Annotated in this window: 14 protein-coding genes; 6 read left to right on the plus strand and 8 right to left on the minus strand. The window is 66.5% G+C overall.

Translation table 11 applies throughout. The features are described 5' to 3' along the window. Positions 1-13 precede the first annotated feature (13 nt). On the minus strand, positions 14-673 hold the full coding sequence (locus C8N44_RS09860) for a tetratricopeptide repeat protein (RefSeq protein ID WP_107976021.1): 660 nt from the start codon (positions 671-673) through the stop codon (positions 14-16). A gap of 270 nt (positions 674-943) precedes the next feature. Here C8N44_RS09860 and C8N44_RS09865 point away from each other — a divergent pair, with 270 nt between their 5' ends. Both C8N44_RS09865 and C8N44_RS09870 read left to right on the plus strand, forming a co-directional pair. Then, positions 944-2,803, plus strand: a complete 1,860-nt coding sequence (locus tag C8N44_RS09865) for an efflux RND transporter periplasmic adaptor subunit (RefSeq protein ID WP_158274031.1) — start codon at positions 944-946, stop codon at positions 2,801-2,803. Then, complete coding sequence (locus C8N44_RS09870) at positions 2,800-6,537, plus strand: efflux RND transporter permease subunit (protein ID WP_107976023.1); 3,738 nt, start codon at positions 2,800-2,802, stop codon at positions 6,535-6,537. The genes C8N44_RS09865 and C8N44_RS09870 overlap by 4 nt, the downstream gene beginning before the upstream one ends. Positions 6,538-6,554: 17 nt before the next feature. On the opposite strand, the gene C8N44_RS09875 is transcribed toward C8N44_RS09870, so the two are convergent. The 5 genes from C8N44_RS09875 to C8N44_RS09895 form a co-directional block, all read right to left on the minus strand. Further along, entirely contained in the window at positions 6,555-7,595 is a 1,041-nt protein-coding gene (locus C8N44_RS09875) for a DUF475 domain-containing protein (RefSeq protein WP_107976024.1), read from the minus strand. A 71-nt stretch (positions 7,596-7,666) separates the two neighbouring features. Continuing rightward, positions 7,667-9,286, minus strand: coding sequence for a dipeptide ABC transporter ATP-binding protein (locus tag C8N44_RS09880; protein ID WP_107976025.1), 1,620 nt, complete (start codon positions 9,284-9,286; stop codon positions 7,667-7,669). After that, on the minus strand, positions 9,279-10,205 hold the full coding sequence (locus C8N44_RS09885; RefSeq protein ID WP_107976026.1) for an ABC transporter permease: 927 nt from the start codon (positions 10,203-10,205) through the stop codon (positions 9,279-9,281). Before C8N44_RS09885 ends, C8N44_RS09880 begins: the two co-directional genes overlap by 8 nt. A 14-nt stretch (positions 10,206-10,219) precedes the next feature. Then, a complete protein-coding gene (locus C8N44_RS09890) occupies positions 10,220-11,134 on the minus strand; it encodes an ABC transporter permease (protein WP_107976027.1) in 915 nt (304 codons plus the stop codon). A 66-nt stretch (positions 11,135-11,200) separates the two neighbouring features. Further along, positions 11,201-12,703 (minus strand): ABC transporter substrate-binding protein, encoded by a 1,503-nt coding sequence (locus C8N44_RS09895; RefSeq protein WP_107976028.1) that lies wholly within the window; start codon positions 12,701-12,703, stop codon positions 11,201-11,203. Between the two features lie 294 nt (positions 12,704-12,997). On the opposite strand from C8N44_RS09895, the gene C8N44_RS09900 reads away from it, so the two are divergent. The 3 genes from C8N44_RS09900 to C8N44_RS09910 are packed head-to-tail and all read left to right on the plus strand — an operon-like array spanning position 12,998 to position 16,183. After that, positions 12,998-14,155, plus strand: a complete 1,158-nt coding sequence (locus C8N44_RS09900) for a sialidase family protein (protein ID WP_107976029.1) — start codon at positions 12,998-13,000, stop codon at positions 14,153-14,155. 17 nt (positions 14,156-14,172) lie between these two features. Further along, positions 14,173-15,285 carry an iron-containing alcohol dehydrogenase gene (locus tag C8N44_RS09905; protein ID WP_107976030.1) on the plus strand — a complete coding sequence of 371 codons (1,113 nt, stop codon included), beginning with the start codon at positions 14,173-14,175 and terminating at the stop codon, positions 15,283-15,285. A 16-nt stretch (positions 15,286-15,301) separates the two neighbouring features. Further along, positions 15,302-16,183 carry a dihydrodipicolinate synthase family protein gene (locus C8N44_RS09910; protein WP_107976031.1) on the plus strand — a complete coding sequence of 294 codons (882 nt, stop codon included), beginning with the start codon at positions 15,302-15,304 and terminating at the stop codon, positions 16,181-16,183. On the opposite strand, the gene C8N44_RS09915 is transcribed toward C8N44_RS09910, so the two are convergent. Next, a complete protein-coding gene (locus tag C8N44_RS09915) occupies positions 16,168-16,896 on the minus strand; it encodes a FadR/GntR family transcriptional regulator (RefSeq protein ID WP_107976032.1) in 729 nt (242 codons plus the stop codon). The genes C8N44_RS09910 and C8N44_RS09915 overlap by 16 nt on opposite strands. After that, the gene (locus tag C8N44_RS09920; RefSeq protein ID WP_244641058.1) at positions 16,893-17,939 is read right to left on the minus strand and encodes a four-carbon acid sugar kinase family protein; all 1,047 of its coding nucleotides are present in this window, start codon (positions 17,937-17,939) and stop codon (positions 16,893-16,895) included. The genes C8N44_RS09915 and C8N44_RS09920 overlap by 4 nt, the downstream gene beginning before the upstream one ends. 163 nt (positions 17,940-18,102) lie before the next feature. On the opposite strand from C8N44_RS09920, the gene pdxA reads away from it, so the two are divergent. Next, positions 18,103-19,068: a 4-hydroxythreonine-4-phosphate dehydrogenase PdxA gene (gene pdxA / locus C8N44_RS09925; protein ID WP_107976034.1), complete on the plus strand. Its 966-nt coding sequence runs from the start codon at positions 18,103-18,105 to the stop codon at positions 19,066-19,068. Positions 19,069-20,061: the final 993 nt, after the last annotated feature.

Below are 20,061 nucleotides of genomic sequence, written 5' to 3' on the forward strand. Positions count from 1 at the left end.
CCCCTTCCGGCCTTCAGCCGCCCGCGGGCGGTGTACCGCCCAGGGCAACAATCAACTGCGTGGCACGGCGGCGCAAGCCTGCCGTGGCCTCCGAATCCTGGCTGATCGACTGCAGCCGCTCCAGCGCCGCTTCGCGCTCGCCCGCCTCTACGTCGAGCAGGGCAAGCTGTTCCTCGGCCAGCAGGCGCAGGGGCTGGCCGGGCACGGCGAGAGCCTCGAGGCCGCTACGGCGTTCTTCCAGGGAAAGCGCCTCGCCACCACGCGAGAGCGCCTTGAAGCTTGCGACCTGCCGATAGAACTGGGCGACCCCGGAATCGTCGGCCACTGCCGAGAGACGCTGCACCGCCGCCTGCGCATCCTCTGCCTCGGCGGCCTCGTTCGCGGCGAGCAGCGCCAGGACGGCGCGGCCGCTTTCGGTGGGCGGTTCGATGGCGTTGAGGGCCGCGAGCCGCGCCTCGGCCTCACCCTCGTCGAGGGCGGAGAGGATCGCGTCGCCGAAGGCCTGTGCGCGGGCGCTGTCGCGGGCCTGGCTCCATTCCCGCCAGGCGGCGCCGCCGACGATGAGCAGGACCAGCAGAATCGCGATCCAGCCGTAGCGTTTCATCAGACCGAACAGCCTGTCGCGGCGGACCTCTTCGGTGACTTCCTCGATAAAGCTGTCCGACTGGCTCACGCCTACCCCCTTGATCAGTGCCCGGTTTTCCGGATCGCCCCCTCTTATCGCCTCGGTCCGGGCCTGCCAAGGCCGCGACCGGTGGCTTTTTGCGCACGCTCCACCGGCAAAATGGAGACTAGCGCCATAAATATGGAACAAAATCCCGCGTGACGGTTCATCCGGTTCTTGATGACTGAATGACGTCCACGTAAACCAAGCCCGGTATATAGGTTTCTTAATTTTTGACGGCGTATGCCCCTTCGGGGTCTGCATGACGGGATGGCCACAATGCGGATTATGCCAATCCTCACCGCTCTGCTGGTGACGCTGGTACTCTACGGCCTCGTGATGGAGCGGGACAGGATGATGTCCTTCGCGGTCAGCATGCGTCCCGCCGTGATGACAGGCGATGAGACGGAGACCGCCGCGCCGGCGGCGAGCCCCGAAGCGCCGACTTCTGATACGCCCCCCGAGATCTTCGAAGGCATGCGCGTGATGGCGATGCGCTCCACCGCGATCTCGGTCAACGATCCGGTTGTCATCCGGGGCGAGACGCAGGCCCTCCGCGAAGTCACGCTCAAGGCCGAGACCAGCGGCAAGGTCATCTCGGAGCCTTTGCGGCGCGGGACGAGGGTCGCGGAAGGTGATGTGCTCTGCCGCATCGACCCCGGCACACGCGAGGTCGCCCTCGCCGAAGCACAGGCCGCGCTTGCCGAGGCCCGCGCGCGCCTTCCCGAAGCCCGTGCGATGCAGGCCGAGGCGCAGGCCCAGCTTCCAGCCATCGAAGCCGGTATCACCGAGGCCGTGGCCGCCGTGCCCGCGGCGGAGGCGGCGCTGGCAGAGGCCCGCGCCGGAGTTCCGGCCGCGAAGGCGCGGCTGGACGAGGCGGAGGCCCGCCTGCCAGAGGCAGAGGCGCGGCTCGCCGAAGCCCGCGCCCGGGTTCCCGCCGCGGAAGCGAGGCTCGAGGAGGCTCGCGCCCGTGTCCCCGAGGCCGAAAGCCGCCTGGCCGAGGCAGAGGCCCGTGTCCCCGAGGCGCAGGCTCGTGTCGCGGAGGCAGAGGCGCGCTTGGAGGAAGCCGAGATCAACCTGAACGCCGCCGAGCGGCTGAACGAAAACGGCTTTTCGGCACGCACGCAGCTTGCGTCGGCCCGCGCCGCCCTGGAATCAGCCCGCGCGCAGATCCAGACCGCGCGCGCCCAGGCAAAGGGTGCGGAAGCCGGGATCCAGGCGGCGCGCAGCACTGTGCAAGGCGCACGTGCCGGCATCCGCAGCGCGGAAAGCGATCTTGAATCGGCCCGCGCCGGGGTGCGCGCGGCCCAAAGCGAAGTGCAGAATGCCCGTGCCGGGATCGAAACCGCGCGCAGCCAGATCGAGGGTGCCAACGCCGCGGTGCAATCCGCGCTCAGCCAGATCGAAGGCGCCCGTGCCGGCGGGATCACCGCGACCGCGCAGCGCGAAAGCGCAGCAGCAGCCGTGGAATCGGCAAAGGCCGGCGAGGAAGGTGCGCTTTCGGCGATCCAGGCGGCGCAGGCGGCCGTGGCCTCAGCCGAGAAGGACATCGAGCGGCTGACGATCCACGCGCCCTTCAGCGGGCTGCTGGAAACCGACACCGCCGAACTCGGTACGCTGCTGCAGACGCAGGCGGGGGATGCCTGTGCCACGGTGATCCAGCTCCGGCCCATCAAGATCGTCGGCTACCTGCCGGAAACCGATGTTGCACGGGTGGCTCTGGGCGCCCGTGCCGGCGCAAGGCTGATTGATGAGCGCAATGTCAGCGGCGAAGTCACCTTCGTGTCGCGCAACGCCGATCCGGTGACGCGCACTTTCCTCGTGGAACTGACCGTTCCGAACGAGGATCTTTCGATCCGCGCGGGCCAGACAGCCGAGATCGCCATCGAAGCAGAAGGCGCAACGGCACACCTGCTGCCGCAATCCGCGCTGACGCTCGACGACGACGGAAGGCTCGGCGTGCGCACCGTGGGCGAGGGCGACCGGGTCGCCTTCAACCCGGTCCGCCTGCTGCGCGACGCCCGCGACGGGGTCTACGTGACGGGCCTGCCGGAAGAGGTGTCGGTCATCACCGTGGGGCAGGAATTCGTGACCGAGGGCGTCAAGGTCGCGCCCACCTACGGCGAGTTGGGTCAATGACCGGCATGATCGACTGGGCCGCAGCCCGGGCGCGCATGATCATTGCCTTCATCCTGCTGTCGCTCATCGCGGGCGGCTATGCCTACGGGACCCTTCCGAAGGAGGGCGAGCCGGATATCGAGATCCCCGCGCTCTTCATCTCGGTCCCCTTCCCCGGCATCTCGGCCGAGGATTCCGAGAGCCTTCTGATCCGCCCGATGGAGACGGAGCTTGCCGATCTCGACGGGCTCGACACCATGAGCGCCACCGCCGCCGAAGGCTATGCCGGGGTAGCGCTAGAGTTCGAGTTCGGCTGGGACAAATCGCGCACCATGGCCGATGTGCGCGAGGCGATGAATTCGGCCGAGGCCGAATTCCCGGACGGCGCCGAGAAGTATTCGATCAACGAGATCAACTTCTCGGAATTCCCGATCCTGATCGTGAACCTGACGGGTCCGGTCCCGGAACGCACCATGTTCCGCGTGGCCAAGGATCTGCAGGAGCGCGTCGAGACGCTGGATGCGGTGCTCGAAGCCGGGATCGCAGGCAACCGGGACGAGATGCTCGAGGTCATCATCGACCCACTGAAGCTCGAAAGCTACAACGTCACGGCGGGCGAGCTGATCAACGTCGTGCAGAACAACAACCAGCTGATCGCCGCGGGCGAGGTCGAGACCGATCAGGGCACCTTCTCGGTCAAGATCCCCTCGAGCTTCGACGACCGGCGCGATGTCTACGACCTGCCGGTCAAGGTGAACGGCGACCGGGTGGTCACGCTGGGCGATCTGGCCGAGATCAACCTGACCTTCGAGGACCGCACCGGCACCGCGCGCTTCAACGGCGAACGCACGGTCGCGTTGCAGGTCGTCAAGCGCAAGGGCTTCAACATCATCGACACCGCGGCGCAGGTGCGCGCCACGGTCGAGGAAGCCCGCGCCGACTGGCCGGCAGAGCTGCGCGCGGCGGTGGAGCTCGGCACCTCGAACGACCAGTCGCGGCAGGTCGCCAGCATGGTCAGCCAGCTTCAGGGTTCGGTCCTGACGGCCATCGCGCTGGTGATGATTGTCGTGCTGTCAAGCCTGGGGCTGCGGCCCGCGTTGCTGGTGGGCTTCGCGATCCCGACCTCGTTTCTTTTGTGCTTCCTGCTGCTGGCGCTGATGGGGGTGACGATCTCGAACATCGTGATGTTCGGGCTGATCCTTGCCGTGGGGATGCTGGTCGATGGGGCCATCGTCGTGGTGGAATACGCCGACAAGCGCATCTCCGAAGGCGTGGGCCCCATGCACGCCTACGTGGAGGCCGCCAAGCGCATGTTCTGGCCGGTGGTCAGCTCCACCGCCACCACGCTTTGCGCCTTCCTGCCCATGCTCTTCTGGCCCGGCGTCGCGGGCGAGTTCATGGGGATGCTGCCGGTCACGCTGATCTTCGTGCTTTCGGCCTCGCTGGTGGTGGCGCTGATCTACCTGCCGGTCATGGGCGGCGTGTCGGGTCGCTTCTCGCGCAGCGTGGGCCGCGCATCGGACGGGCTGCGGGCGCGGGTGCCCTGGGTGCTGCGCGCGGTGCTGGCCGTCGTCGCGCTGCTCGGCCTTTTCGTGGGCGCGATGATGCTGCTCGACCCCGGGTATCTTTTCCCACCGGTCGGATCGGGGCTTATCGGACGCCTGCCCGGCGCGCTGGTCTTTTTGCTGTTCGCCACGCTGTCCGCCGTGGCCATGGGATCGGTCACCCTCCACCGCCGCGCGCGGCGCATCGACACGCGGTCGCACTACACCGCCTTCGGGTGGCTGACGAAGATCCTCACCGGCAACCCGATCCTGCCGCTGGTGACAGTGGGCGCGGTGCTGGCCTTCGTGGTTGTGACCTTCGGCTACTACGGCGCGAACAACAACGGCACCGAGTTCTTCGTAGAATCCGAGCCCGAGCAGGCCATCGTCTACGTCCGGGCGCGCGGGAACCTGTCGCTGACCGAGAAGGACGCGCTTGTGCGGCAGGTCGAGCGCATCGTGCTGGCCCATCCCGGCATCGACACGGCCTTTGCCTTTGCCGGCGAAGGCGGGCTCGACAGCAACACCGGCGGCGCGCAGCCACCCAAGGACACCATCGGCCAGATCCAGCTCGAGACCATCCCATGGGAGGATCGCTTCGGCTATGCCGCCACGCATGACGACGTGACGCTCGCCATGCTCGACGGCGACGTGGTGATGGAGGACCTGACCCGCCAGCTGAACACCCTGCCCGGTGTCGAGATCGAGATCCTGTCGCAGGCGCAGGGTCCGGCCTCGGCCAAGCCCGTTCACCTGCGGGTCGCGGGGGACGACTGGGGCGACCTGCTGGCGGCGGCCGCCACCGCCCGGCAGCATTTCGAGGAGACCCCGGGGCTGGTGCTGATCGAGGACACGCGCCCCCTGCCCGGCATCGACTGGCAGATCGACGTCGACGTGGAAAGGGCCGGCCGCTACGGCGCCGACGTGGCGACGGTGGGCGCCATGGTGCAGCTGGTGACGCGGGGGCTGCTGCTCGATACCATGCGGGTCGACAGTTCCGACGAGGAAATCGAAATCCGCGTCCGCCTGCCCGAGCAGGACCGCTTGCTGTCCACGCTCGACACGCTGAAGGTGCGCACCGACGACGGGCTGGTGCCGCTGTCAAACTTCATCACCCGCGAGCCGGTGCAGAAGCTGGCCGAGATCACCCGCATCGGCCAGAAGCGCTACTTCGACATCAAGGCGGACGTGGCGCCGGGGCTGGCGAAGCTCACCGACGATGACGGCGCGGTGCTGGCTACTCTGCGCGTGCTCGAAGAGGGAAACCCTGATCCGGATGGCGACGAGATGTTGCGCCGGGGCGAGACCCGCTACGAAGTGCTCTCAACCGCCGAAGGCACGACACGCGCGGCGGCCACGCAGGCCTTTGCCGGGGGGGCGCCGGTCGCGCTCATCAACGCAAATGAACGGGTCGAAACGCTGTCGGCCTGGCTGGACAGCGGTCCCCTGCCCCGCGGCGTGGCGTGGGAATGGACCGGCGATCAGGAGGAACAGGCCGAGAGCCAGGCATTCCTTGCCACCGGTTTCAGCGCCGCGCTCATGCTGATGTTCATCATCCTGCTGGCGCAGTTCAACAGCTTCTACAACGCGCTGCTGGTGCTGCTGGCGGTGGTGCTGTCCACGGCGGGCGTGCTCTGGGGCCTGCTGATCATGGACCACGTCTTCTCGATCATCATGACCGGGACGGGCGTGGTGGCGCTGGCCGGCATCGTCGTGAACAACAACATCGTGCTCATAGACACCTACCAGGAATACAGCCGCTACATGCCGCGGGGCGAAGCCATCGTGAGGACCGCACAGGACCGCCTGCGCCCGGTGCTGCTGACCACGATCACCACCATGGCGGGCCTTGCGCCGATGATGTTCGGCATCAGCCTCGACTTCGAGAACGGCGGCTATTCCATCGACAGCCCCACCGCACTCTGGTGGAAAAACCTCGCCACGGCGGTGGTCTTCGGGCTGGGCATCTCGACGGTGCTGACGCTGGTCTTCACCCCGGCGATGCTGGCGATCCGGGTCTGGGCCACGACCTACCTGCACTGGATCGCGCGGGCGCTTGCGGCGCTGTCCATGGGTCGGTCGAGCCGCGCGGCAAGGGACTGGGCGCTCGCGCGCGCCGCCCGTGGGGTGAAGGCGCCGACCATCCTGTGGGAGGACGGCGCAGGCACCGACCAGCCGCGCCCTGAGCTGTCGGTGCGCGCGGCGGAATAAACCCGCCGCGACGCCGCTCAGCCGTCCGCGTGGGCGGCGCGTTCGCGGATCGAGGCGGTCAGCGAAAGCCCGATGATCGCCGCGCCGATCAGGCCGGTGACCACTTCCGGAACCGACACGAGGCTCTGGGAGAACATGATGACCGACAGCGCGAGGATCGAGTAGAAGGCCCCGTGCTCGAGAAAGCGAAACTCGCTCAGCGTACCCTTCTCGACTAGCATGATGGTCATGGACCGAACGTACATGGCCCCAATCCCAAGACCGATCGCGATCAGGAAGAGGTTCTGCGTCAGGGCAAATGCCCCGATCACCCCGTCGAAGGAAAAGCTCGCGTCCAGCACCTCGAGATAGAGGAAGGCGCCCAGCCCGCCTGCCCCGGCGGCGCCGCGGACCTCTTCCTTGGAATCGAGCAGGTGGCTCAGCGCCTCGACCCCCATGAAGACCACCGCCCCGAGGATCGCCGCGCCGAAGAAGCCGGACCGCTCCTCCGCCGGCAACAGGTTGCCGAAGATCAGCACCAGAAGCAGCGCCACGCCGTAGGCCAACCCCTGGATAGGCGCTGCGTTGCGCATGCCGCGCTCGACGTGGTGCAGCCAGTCGACCTCCTTTTCCGCGTCGATGAAGAAGGACAGCGCCACGAGCATCAGGAAGGTGCCGCCGAAGGCCGCGATCGACAGGTGGCTTTCGTGCATGAGATGCGCGTAGCGTTCGGGGTCGGTGGCCGCGATGCGCACCGCCTCGAACGGGCCGACCCAGGCGGCCACGGCCACCACGGCGACCGGGAAGATGATCCGCATGCCGAAGACGGCGATCAGGATGCCCCATGTCAGGAACCGCTGCTGCCAGACCGGGTCCATGGTCTTGAGCTTGTTGGCGTTGACGATGGCGTTGTCGAAGCTGAGCGAGATCTCCAGAACCGCCAGCACCGTGCCGATCAGCAGGAAGGACAGCGCCCCGCCCAGCGTCCCCTCGTAGCGCAGTCCCAGCCAGAAAGTCCCGGCAAGGCCGACGGCCGTCACGAGGAAGGCCCATTTGAAGTAGTGAAGCGCTGTGGACATGGAAACTCCGAAAGGCTGGCAGGCGGCGCGCGGAGGCCCCGCCGCTGGAAATCATGTGGGACGGCGCCGGATCAGGCCGAAAGCTTCAGGCGTGCCTCGCGGCGCTGGCGCTGCACCTCGGGGTCGGGGTCGAGCCCCGCCGCCAGCAGGCGCTGCGTGTAGGGTTCGCGCGGGTCCTCGAAGATCTGGCGCACCGGGCCCTGTTCGACGATTTCGCCCTGCTTCATGACCAGCACGCGGTCGGCGAAGTCGCGGACCACCGGCAGGTCGTGGGCGATGAACATGAAGGCGATGCCCAGCTCGTCGCGCAGCCGGCCCAGAAGCTCGATCACCTGCGCCTGGATCGACACGTCGAGCGCGCTCACCGCCTCGTCGCAGATGATGAGTTCAGGTTCGAGCGCAAGCGCGCGGGCAATGGCGATCCGCTGCCGCTGCCCGCCCGAGAACTGGTGAGGATAGCGGTTGGCGTGCTCGGGCAGCAGGCCCACCTGGCCGAGAAGCTGCTCCACCCGTCCGCGCCAGCGGCGCTTCTCGACCACGCCGGGATGGATCACCCAGGCCTCGGAGATGATCTCGAAGACCGACATGCGCGGGTTGAGCGACTGCGTCGGGTCCTGGAAAACCATCTGGATCTGGCGACGCACCTTGCCCATCTCGCGCGGGCTCTTCTTCAGCAGGTCCTCGCCATGCCAGAGCGCCTCGCCGCCCGAGGCCTCCTCGAGCCGCAGGATGAGACGCGCGGTGGTGGACTTGCCCGAGCCGCTTTCGCCGACGATGGCCAGCGTCTCGGCCTTCATCAGGTCGAAGTTCACCCGGTCGAGCGCGTGAAAGGCGCCGTAGGTCTTGGAAAGGTTGCGGCAGGACAGGATCGGCTGCGCCTGCGCGTCGGGCTGGCGCATCTCGCCCTTGCCCGGCGCTGCCGCCAGCAGCTTGCGCGTGTAGGGGTGCTGGGCGTTGTGATAGAGGTCATGCGGCGTGCCGGTCTCGACGATGCGGCCGCCTTCCATGACGACGGCACGGTCGGCGGCTTCGGCCACGACACCCAGGTCGTGGGTGATCAAAACGAGGCCCATGCCCGTCTCCTCCTGCAATTCCTCCAGCAGGGTCAGGATCTCGGCCTGCACGGTCACGTCGAGCGCCGTGGTGGGTTCGTCCGCGATCAGGATGTCGGGCTTCAGCCCCAGCGCCATGGCGATCATCAGGCGTTGCCGCTGCCCGCCCGAGAACTGGTGCGGATATTTCTTCATCGCCTGTTCGGGGTTCGGGATGCCCACGCGCCGCACGAGTTCCAGCGCGCGGTCCTTGGCCATCTGGTCGGGGCGGCCGTGTGCCGTGATCGTCTCGGCGATCTGCCAGCCCACGGTATAGACCGGATTCAGGTGGCTGAGCGGGTCCTGGAAGATCATGGCGATCCGCTTGCCGTTGAGCGCGCGGCGTTCCTCGTCGCTGGCCTTCAGAAGGTCCATGCCGTCGAAGAAGATCTCGCCTTCGGTGATCTCGCCCGGCGGGCAATCGATCAGGTTCATGATCGCCGACGAGGACACCGACTTGCCAGACCCGCTTTCGCCGAGGATGGCCAGCGTCTCGCCGGGGTCGAGGTGCCAGGACACATCGTTCACCGCATTCACCACGCCCTGCGCCGTGTGGAACCGAACCGAAAGGTTGCGGACTTCGAGAAGATGCTCAGCCATTCTTCTTGCCTCCGGTTTCGAGACGCCAGCGTTGCGTGGGATCGAGCGCGACGCGCATCCACCCCGACAGAAGGTTAAGCGACATGGTGGTCAGGATAATCGCGAGCCCCGGCCAGAAAGCCAGCCACCAGGCCGAAGTCAGGTACTGCCGGCCCTGGCTGACCATGAGACCCCAGGTGATTTCGGGCGGCTGGATGCCGATGCCGAGGAAGGACAGCGCGGATTCCGCGAGCATGACAAAGGCGAAGTCGAGCGTGGCGATGGTCAGAAGCGTGGGCAGGATCACCGGCAGGATGTGGCGGAACACGATCCGGAAAGTCGAAGCCCCCATGACCTGCGCCGCCTGCACGAACATGCGTTCGCGCACCTCCAGCACCTCGGCCCGGGTGGTGCGCAGGTAGATCGGGATGCGCGTGATCGCCAGCACCAGCACGAGGTTCAGCACCGAAGGCTCCAGCACGTAGAGCACGATCACCGCCAGCAGCAGCGACGGGAAGGACATGATGACGTCGGCGAGACGCATGATGACCTCGCTCACCAGCTTGCGCGAATAGCCCGCAGTCAGGCCCAGCACGGCGCCGATGATGAACGACCCCGCCACCGCGCCGGCGGCGATCATGATGGTGTTCTGGGCGGCCACCACGATGCGCGGCAGCAGCGGACGGCCAAGCGCGTCGCCACCGAGGATGTAGAGCCAGCCGCGATCGAGCGTGAAGGGCGGCGCATTGCGGGCGCGCAGGTTCTGGTCGCTCGCCGCTTCGCCCAGCAGCAGCGGGCCGAAGATGGCGCAGAGGATGACCAGGATCACGAAACAGGCGGCGACGGTCGCGAACTGGTCGGCGAAAAGCATCGACAGCAGCGAGGACTTGGACGGTGCCGGCTTGGCCGCGGGCGCCTCGGTGGCGGTGGTGTCTGACATATCGTTCTGTCCCATCAGGCGCGAATTCTCGGATCGAGCAGGGCGTAGGCAAGGTCGATGAGGATGTTCATGATGAAGATGGCGAGCGCGGTGACCATGATCGCGGCGAGGATCACGTTGAAGTCGCGCTGCAGGATCGAGTCGATCATCAGCTTGCCCACGCCGGGGAAGCCGAAGATGGTTTCGACCACCACCGCGCCGTTCAGCAGCGCCGCCGCCTGGTCACCGATGACGGTCACGACCGGCAGCATGGCGTTGCGCAGCGTGTGCACGAATATGATGGGGCGGTTCTTCACCCCCTTGGCGCGGGCCGTCTTCACGTAGGCCGATCCCAGCGCCGACAGCATCGAGCCGCGCACCACCTGAAGGATCAGGCCGAAGGGCCGGATGAACAGCACGCAGATCGGCAGGATCCAGTGCCAGACGCTGCCCGTGCCCGAGGTCGGCACCCAGCCGAGGTTCACCGAGAAGAGCACGATGGCGACGATGGCGATCCAGAAATCCGGGGCCGAGGCGCCGATCAGTGACAGCATCGAGGTGAAGCGGTCGAAGGCCGTGCCGACCTTGAAGGCCGCGATTGAGCCCAGCGTGACTGCCGCGACCGTGACAAGCGCCATGGTGATGAGTGCCAGCTGCAGCGTCCAGACGAAGGCTTCGAGCACCACGTCGAGCGCGGGCCGCGCCTTGCGCAGGCTGTCGCCGAAATCGCCGCGCACCAGGTCGCCGAGATAGCTGAAGAACTGCACGATGACGGGATCGTTCAAGCCGTGGCGTTCGCGGAAGGCCTCTAGCATCTCCTCGGAGGCATCCACGGGGAGGAAAAGGGCCGCCGGATCACCGGTCAGCCGCGACAGGAAGAAGACGAGGATCACCAGCAGGAACAGCGAGATGAAGCTCGAAATGGCGCGTTTGCCGATGGCCTTTTGCATGGCTGGGCCTTTCCGTGGTCGGTGCAAGCATGGCCCGCGCGACGGTTGCCGCGCGGGCCGTTTCCCTTACTTCAGGCCGATCTCGGCAAGCTGAAGCTGGCTGTTGGTGGCGATGGTGGGCTCGTACTCGACATTCTCGCCGACACGGGCAAACCCGACCATGTGGAACAGCAGCGCGTCCGAGATCACCTCGTCATGGAGATAGGCGAACAGTTCGGACCAGAGCGCCTTGCGCTCGTCACCCGTGGCTGCACTCGCCTGGTCGATCAGGTCATCCACGCGCTCGTCGCTGATGCCCGACTGGCGGCCTTCGCTGTCGTACTTGAAGAACATCGAGAAGACCGGGTCACCGCGCGAGTTGTCGTGCTGCGCACCGACGAGGATCGGACGATCCTGCACGTAGGGCTTGGAGTAGTACTGCTCGTGCTCGGCCACTTCGACCATCTGGAGCTGCATGTTGAAGCCCGCCTCGTTCAGCATGCCGACGATGGCCTCGTAGGTCTCGGTCGCGTTCGGGAAGTTGCCCGTCCGGCCCACCAGCGTCACCTCGGCATCGACCGGCACGCCGTCGGCGCCCGCCTCGTCGAGAAGTTCCTGCGCCCGCTCCGGGTCATAGGGCCACTGCTCGACCTCGGAGTTCCAGCCGATGGTCGTCGGCGGCACGATCGCCGTCGCGGGCTCGGTGCCGTCGGCGAGGATCGTACCGACAAAGGCCTCGCGGTCGATGGCGAGGTTCAGTGCCTCGCGCACGCGCTTGTCGTCGAAGGGTGCGACGCTGTGGTCGATCCGCAGATAGACGGTTTCCGAGTTCGGGTAAGACTTGTCCATGTCCGGATCGGTCGCTTCCAGCGCCGATATCGACGGCGCGATGTCGGCCTCGCCGGTTTCCACCATGGCGGCGCGCACCGCAGCATCCGAACGGAAGACGTAGTTGCCGGACGTGACCTCGGGCATCTCGCCCCAGTAGTCGTCGCGACGCTCCAGCAGGATGTTCTGGCCGGGGTTCCACTCGGACAGGACGTAGGGGCCGGTGCCCACGGGCTCGCGGGTGAACTCCATGCCGGTTTCCGACGGCACCACTGTCAGCAGGCTCATCAGAAGCGGCATGATCGGCTGCGGATCATCGGTCGACACCTCGAGCGTGCTGTCATCCACGGCGGTCATGGTGACACCCATGCCCTCGTAGTAGCGCGAGATCTCGCAGGAGTTCTCGTCGCTCTGGGTGCGCTCGAAGGAATGCACCACGTCGCCTGCATCAAAGGCCGACCCGTCCGAGAAGGTCACGCCTTCGCGCAGGTTAAAGCGCCAAGTCGTGTCGTCGGTCTGTTCCCAGTCGGTCGCGAGCCGGGGCATCACGCCGCCGTCGCCGCGCACGTCGAGCTCGGTCAGCGTCTCCGAGATGTTCTGCAGGACGACGCGGCCGATGTTGGACCGCGTGGCCATGCAGGGATCGATCAGGTCCAGCTCTTCGCTGAGCACGACCGTCACGCCGCCTTCCTGTGCCTGCGCGGCCCCCACAAGGGCCGTGGACGCCAGCAACGCACCGGCCAGAAACTTCGAATAACTCATGGTCTTCCTCCCTGGTGTCTCCACGATCGGCCAGCCAGTGCCGCCGCCGCGTCCGCACCTCCCTGCGGATATGATCGGACTCCGCCAGCCATGCCGACAGACGAGTCCCGCTCATATTGGTAAAGTTGATAAAGCCTGTCAAACCCCAATCTGTTATCCCAATTATAGCGATATTTAACAGAGACTTGCGAACCTCAAGCACCGCGAATGCGAACAAATCCGACAGACCAGTTGACAACTTGACCAGTCTCAGGACAGGATCCGGCCTTAACGACGACCTCAAGAGGCAGCCCGATGACACCCGACGATATCGCCGCCCGCATGGATGGCCGGCTCCAGGACGGAGGCGCCTTCCTGCCCTCGCCCGCCGTGCAGAACCACGCGGCCTTCCTTGCCCGCCTGCCCGACGGCGCGCTGGTCTGCGCCTGGTTCGGCGGCTCTCTCGAGGGCAAGTCCGACATATCTGTCCACGCCAGCCTTCTCGATGAAGGCTCGGACACATGGGGGCCGGCGGCAAAGCTGACCGATCTGCCCGACCGGTCCGAACAGAACCCCGTCATCTTCGTCACCCCCGAAGGTGAGATCCTGCTTTTCAACACCGCGCAGCCCGCCGGCAACCAGGACGAATCCCGCGTCTGGATGCGCCACCTCCACCGCGAGGGCGACCGCCTCGTGGCGGGCGAAGGCCAACCGACCGACCTTCCCCCCGGCACCTTCATCCGAGCCGCCCCCTGCCTGCGCGACGACGGCGCATGGATGCTGCCGCTCTTCCTGTGCAACCCGCGCGACGGCCAGCGCTGGACCGGCGCGCATGACACCGCCGCGGTTGGCATCTCCACCGATAACGGCGCCAGCTGGTCCGTGACAGAGGTGCCGGACTCGCTCGGTGCTGTCCATATGACGCCCGTGGACCTTGGCGATGCGCAGATGGCCGCCTTCTACCGCCGCCGCCAGTCCGATTTCGTGCATCGCTCCGAAAGCACAGATGGCGGCCGCAGCTGGTCCGCGCCGGACCCGACCGACGTGCCGAACAACAACTCGTCCATCTGCGTCGCACACCTTGGCAACGGCAAGCTCGCCATGGTCTGCAACCCGGTCTCGGCGGCGACCTCGCAGGCCCGCCGCGCCTCGCTCTATGACGAGCTGGGCGAAGATGACGACCGCCCCGACGCCAGCGGCGGCTGCAAGCCCATCTGGGGCGTCGAGCGCGCCCCCATGGCGCTGTGCATTTCCGACGATGGCGGCCGCAGCTTCCCGGTGCGGCACGTGGTCGAGGACGGCCCCGGCACCTGCCTGTCGAACAACTCGCTCGACGGAAAGAACAAGGAGCTCTCCTACCCCGCGCTGCTGCCGCGCGCCGACGGGGGGCTCGACATCGCCTACACGTACCACCGCCGCGCAATCAAACACGTCCGGCTGAGCGCGGATGACATGCGCCGCATCGCCGGCTGAGGGAGGAGAATGACATCATGAGCGGAATGGACAGGCCAATCACCTTGCACCAGCCCCGGCACCTCGAGATCGGCGTGGGAACCGCGGCCAAGCTCGGCGCCTGGGCCGAGGGCGCGCAGCGCCCGCTGGTGATCGCCAGCGGCCCGACCGAGCAATACGTCGACCGGCTGAACCTACCTGGCGACATTACGGTCGTCGCCGACGTGCCGCCCGAACCCGACCTGCCCGCCTTCGAGGCCGTGCTGGCCCGGGCGCGCGAGGTAAAACCCGACCTCGTCGTGGGCCTCGGCGGCGGATCGGTGCTCGACATCGCCAAGCTGGTCGCGGCGATGTGGGACGGCGACCAGTCGCTGCGCGACGTGGCGGGCCCCAACAAGGTCGCCGGCCGGCGCACGCGCCTTGCCCAGGTCGCCACCACCGCCGGCACCGGGTCCGAGGCGGGCATCCGCGCGCTGGTGACCGACCCCGAGACCAACTCGAAGATCGCCACCGAAAGCCCGCATCTGCTGGCCGACATCGCGGTGCTCGACCCGGAACTTACCTATTCCGTGCCGCCCGCGGTCACCGCCGCCACCGGCATCGACGCCATGGCCCACTGCGTCGAGGCCTTCACCAACATCCGCGCGCATGACCTCATCGACGGCTACGCACGCATGGGCATCGACCTGGTCGGGCGCTACCTCAAGCGCGCCGTGGCCGATGGCTCGGACGCCGAGGCGCGCGCCGGGATGATGCTGGCAAGCTACTACGGCGGCATCTGCCTCGGCCCGGTCAACACCGCCGCCGGGCACGCGCTGTCCTACCCGCTCGGCACACGCCTGTCACTGCCCCACGGGCTGGCCAACGCGATCATCTTCCCGCACGTGCTGGCCTTCAACCAGCCGGTGGCCGAGGCGAAGACTGCCGAAGTCGCCACGGCCCTCGGCCTCGGCAAGGGCGACCTGCAACAGACCGCCCACGCCTTCTGCGCCGACTTGGGCGTGGAGATGCGCCTGTCGCAGCACGGGGCCGACCGCGCCGACCTGCCCGACTGGGCCGCCGAGGCGCACGCCATCCGGCGCCTGATGGACAACAACCCGCGCGACATGTCGGTGGACGACGTGACCCGCATCTACGAAGCCGCCTACTGAGCGTCAGGAGTTCCCCATGCCATCCACTGCCTTCGTGGCCCTCGTCACCTGCTTTGACGAGGACGAACGCCTGAACCTCGACGCCACCCGAGCGCAGGTCCGCCGCCAGGTCGCCGCCGGCAACGGCATCATGGCCGCCGGCACCAACGGCGATTTCTCGGCGCTGACCTTCGACGAAAAGGTCGATCTGGTCGCTGCCGTCGTGGACGAGGCCGGGGGCCGCGTGCCTGTCATGGCCAACGCCGGCACCCCCGCCACCTACGAGACCACGCTGCTCGCCAAGGAATTCGACAAGCTCGGACTTGCCGGGATCGCGGTTATCACGCCCTATTTCATCGCCTGCACGCAGGACGGTCTGGAGCGTCACTTCACCGCCGTCGCCGACGCGGTCACGACGCCCGTCTACCTTTACGACATCCCCGCGCGCACGCAGAACCACATCGAACCCAAAACCGCCCGCCGCCTTGCCGCCCACGGTAACATCCGCGGCATCAAGGATTCCGGCGGCCAGCAGGAGACGCTGTCCGCCTATCTTGCCGTCGGGCGCGACACCGGCGATTTCGAGGTTTACTCCGGCCCGGATCACCTGGTGCACTGGAGCCTTCAGAACGGCGCGGCGGGCTGCATCTCGGGCCTTGGCAACGTCATGCCCGAAACTCTGGCCGAGATCGTGTCGGCCTTCGACGCGGGCGAGACGGCACGCGCCGAGGCCGCGCAGGAGCGCTACACCGCCTTCCGCACGGACCTTTACGGTCTCGGCTACCCGCCCGCGCTGGTCAAGCGGGCGCTCTGGTGCATGGACCCGTCGGTCGGCGCAAGCCGCCAGCCGGCGCTCCTGCCCGACCTGACGCAGGACGAGGCGATCCGCGAGATCCTGCGCCGTTACGAGCTGCTCTGAAGCGACAGGTCCATCAGGCTGCCGCCAAACAGGCGGCCCTGAGAATGCGAGATATGACCATGCATGACGTCGCGCGCCCGCGCGGCGTCCCCCGCCTCGATCGCGTCGAAGATAGCGCGATGCTCGGCCAGCACCGCCTCGAGCGCGACCGGCCCGTCCGACATCAGGCTTTCGCCGTGCATCTTCATGCCGACATGGATGTGATCGCGCAGCGCCTTCAGCGTTTCGACGTAGTAGGAATTGTTCGATCCCGCCGCGACCGCCACGTGAAAGGCGAAGTCCGCATCCTCGCGGTGCACCTGCGATCCCGTGGCATCCGACAGCATGTCCAGCGCATCCTGCATCTCGCGCAGGATCGCGTCGTTGCGCCGCTCGGCGGCAAGGCCCGCCGCGGCCACCTCGATGGTCAGGCGGAACTCGTAGCAGCGCTGGATGTCGGCGATGGTCTCGACCTTGGCATAGCCGAGGGCGTTCTTCTGCGCGATGCGCACGAAATTGCCCGCACCCTGCCGGGCGTAGATGAACCCCTCCTCGCGCAGACGTTCCAGAGCCGCGCGCAAAACGGGCCGCGACACGCCGAACTGGGTGGCGAGATCCTTCTCGGCGGGCAGCTTCTCGTTCGTGCCGTACTCTCCGCGCGTGATGCGCGCGTGCATGGCGCGATAGACCTTCTCGGCAAGCGGCGGCCGGCTCCGCGGGGCGGCGTCGTTCATCGTGTCGTCTCCCACACCTCGGCCGGGGCATCCTGCCCCGCGATCTCTGCCAGAAGCCCGGGAGCGCCGAACCCCCCGGATTTCGTCATTACGGTGATGCTACCCCAGGGGGCCTGTGCCTCGCAAACCGGAAGGCCCGGCGCGATCTCGGACCGGATCTCGAGCGTGCCGATCCCCAGCTTGTCGAGGATCGCGTCCGCGGTCTCGCCCCCGGTGGCGAGCAGCGCGGCGCTGCGATGCGCCGCCATCGTCCGGGCGACGGCCTCCGCGAAATCCGCACCCGCGGACGCCCCGTCGCGTCCGCCGCCCCCGTTCGTCAGCTGCAACGCCGCGATCGGTGCCACGGGCGGCGGCGCGGACATGCGGCCGTCGGGAGCGACATGGACCGGCACGCGGTGCGACAGATGCTCGGCCTGCGCCAGCGTGATCGGATCGCGCGAGCCGATGGCCACGAGGAAAGGCTGAGCCACCTCCGGCGTCGCGCGCACCCCGGCCATGCCGTACAGGGATCGCGCCAGTGCGAAGGCCAGCCCACGCGCGCCCACCCAAAGCACGTCCGACCGCGTCCCGACGATCCGGTCCAGCTCCACGTCGCTCCGCGCATCGGGCACCTCAACCGGCCCGTGGAACCGTCCAGCCACCTCGATCGGTACCGCGACGCCCATGCCTGTCAGCCGCCCCTGCGACTGGACCCGCCCCATCGAGGGGATCGCCGGCACCGCGACCACCGTGCCGACCGGCAGCCCGTCCGCCAGCGCCGCGACCTCCTCGGTCACCCGCCCCTTGAGCCGGGAATCGACCTTCTTGAAGACCAGACCGATCGTCGAAAGATCCACAGCCGCCATGACCTCCCGAATCCGGGCCTGCGCTGTGGCCGCATCGGCCTCGCGCGTCCCGGTCGAGACGACAACGATCTCCGCCCCGCTCCGCAGCACGTCCGGCAGGTCCGCGACCCGGCGGGCCACCATCACCCGGCGCCCTGCGCCGGCAAAGGCGACGCCTGAATCAAGCGCACCTGTAAGGTCATCAGCGATGACGAGCACGTCGGGCAAGGAGACCTCCATTTCACCGATTTATGCCACGGAAAAAGGGTGTCCTATCCCCTTCGCCTCCATGACGCCTACTGACCGCATCTTAGACACAGGATGCGGATTGAAACAAGTTTACATATAGGTTAAAACGTAACGGAACGGAACGGAGACCGACATGAGCGCACCAATCGTGATCACCATGGGCGACCCCTCGGGCGTGGGCGCCGAAGTGACGGCGAAGGCCCTGGCCGACCGGGGCCCCGACGTGCGGGCCGAAACGATCGTGATTGGCGATCGCGACACGATGGAGCGGGCCACCCGCGCCTGCGGGATCGACCTGCCGGTGATCGCGCCCGGGGATAATGGCGACGGGATCCGGGTGGATCATATCGATATCGACGGGCTCCCGGGCGAATTCGGCAAGCTCTCCGCCGCCTGCGGCGAGGCCTGCTTTCGTTACATCGAGCGGGCGGTGACCCTCTGCCTCGAGGATCGCGCGGGCTGCATCGTGACGGCGCCGATCAACAAGGAAGCGCTGAATTCGGCGGGGCATCATTATGACGGGCACACGGGGATGCTGGCGCATCTAAGCGGGTCGAAAAGCTCGTGGATGCTGCTGGCCTCGGAGCGGCTGAACGTGATCCATACCTCGACCCATGTCTCGCTCAAGGACGCCATCGAGCGGGCGACGACAGAGCGGGTGCTCGAGACGATCCGGACGGGATACAAGCACTTCCGGCGGATGGGGGTGGCGAGCCCGCGGATCGCGGTCGCCGGGATCAACCCCCACTGCGGCGAGAACGGGCTGTTCGGGAGCGAGGACGAGGAGCGGATCCGGCCGGCGGTCGAGGCGGCGCGGGCCGAGGGGATCGACGCGCAGGGGCCGATCTCGGCGGACACGGTCTATCACCGGGCCTACAACGGCGCCTTCGACCTGGTGATCGCCCAGTATCACGACCAGGGGCACATCCCGATCAAGCTGGTGGCCTTCGACAGCGCGGTGAACGTGTCGCTGGGCCTTCCGATCCAGCGCTGCTCGGTCGATCACGGCACCGCATTCGATATCGCGGGCACGGGCAAGGCCAACCACGTCAACATGCTCTCGGCCCTCGATTACGCCGGAAAGATGCTCTCGGCCTGAGGGGATTTTGGAGTGTCCCGGGCCGGGACACTCCGGCGCCCCAGCAAAATCAATGGGTTAGATAGGGGGATTAACCGTTTTTTAGGATGTCCCATGATTTGGGAGCCTTCTATTCTCTATAGCTGAGGAGAACTGAGTTTCCCTGCCCTTTGCACCGGAGCAGTGGCCTTGTCACGTTGCGATCATCACACTGCACAGCGATGCGAAAAAGTAGACAGATGGCACCGCACCACTAGATGTTCGTCGGAGACGGCTTTAGGCTGCTGATGTAAGTTTCACTAGACGAGAGAAGTCAGTTGATCTTCGACCTTGGCGCTCGATTAGACTTTTGTAGTCGAGAGATAGTGAGATCCCAAGATCTACAATCAAAAGCGCCGTTGCAAAAAATCTTTCAAGTTCGTTATTTTCCAAGCTCGGCCGGCTCAGATTTACAGCACCAACTCTCCAGTCTCGCACTCGTCCCAGTAAATCCACGAATGACGGCGTCGACTTTGAAAAGGGAAACCATACCCCCTCCAGGGACTTGTAATTAACTTCGTTTCTGACATTAGAGAGCCAGTTTCCAGCGGAAAACTGCCCTCTATTTGTCAGAGCTTCCTTCAAGTCAAGGAAGTTTCCCGACAGCTCCTGAAGGCGTTCTTTAGAAGCCCGTAGGGTTAACACCTCCTGCTCCAATTCGGAAATAAGACCAAGGAAGCACTTCCACAGGTCTTTATGGCTCTCTCCATATTTTACAAAATCTACATCTCGTGTCGTCGCCTTGGATTCAATCAAGTAATACGATGATGGAAGGATCGGGTTGTATCCAGCTTCGCTCGCGCACCTCTCTCTGAGAAAACCGACATGCCCTGCTTCTAGATGAGAAAACGATTTCCCAAAGAACCTCAAAATAGCGTGGGCTCTGTTGCGCAAATCGCCTGATAGCCGAGGCTCCCCTTTCCCCGGACGCACTTATCCCATGGGCTCGGTGACAGGTATTCCGAGCGCGGTGTA

This window comes from Allosediminivita pacifica (assembly GCF_003054175.1).
Taxonomy (GTDB): domain Bacteria; phylum Pseudomonadota; class Alphaproteobacteria; order Rhodobacterales; family Rhodobacteraceae; genus Allosediminivita; species Allosediminivita pacifica.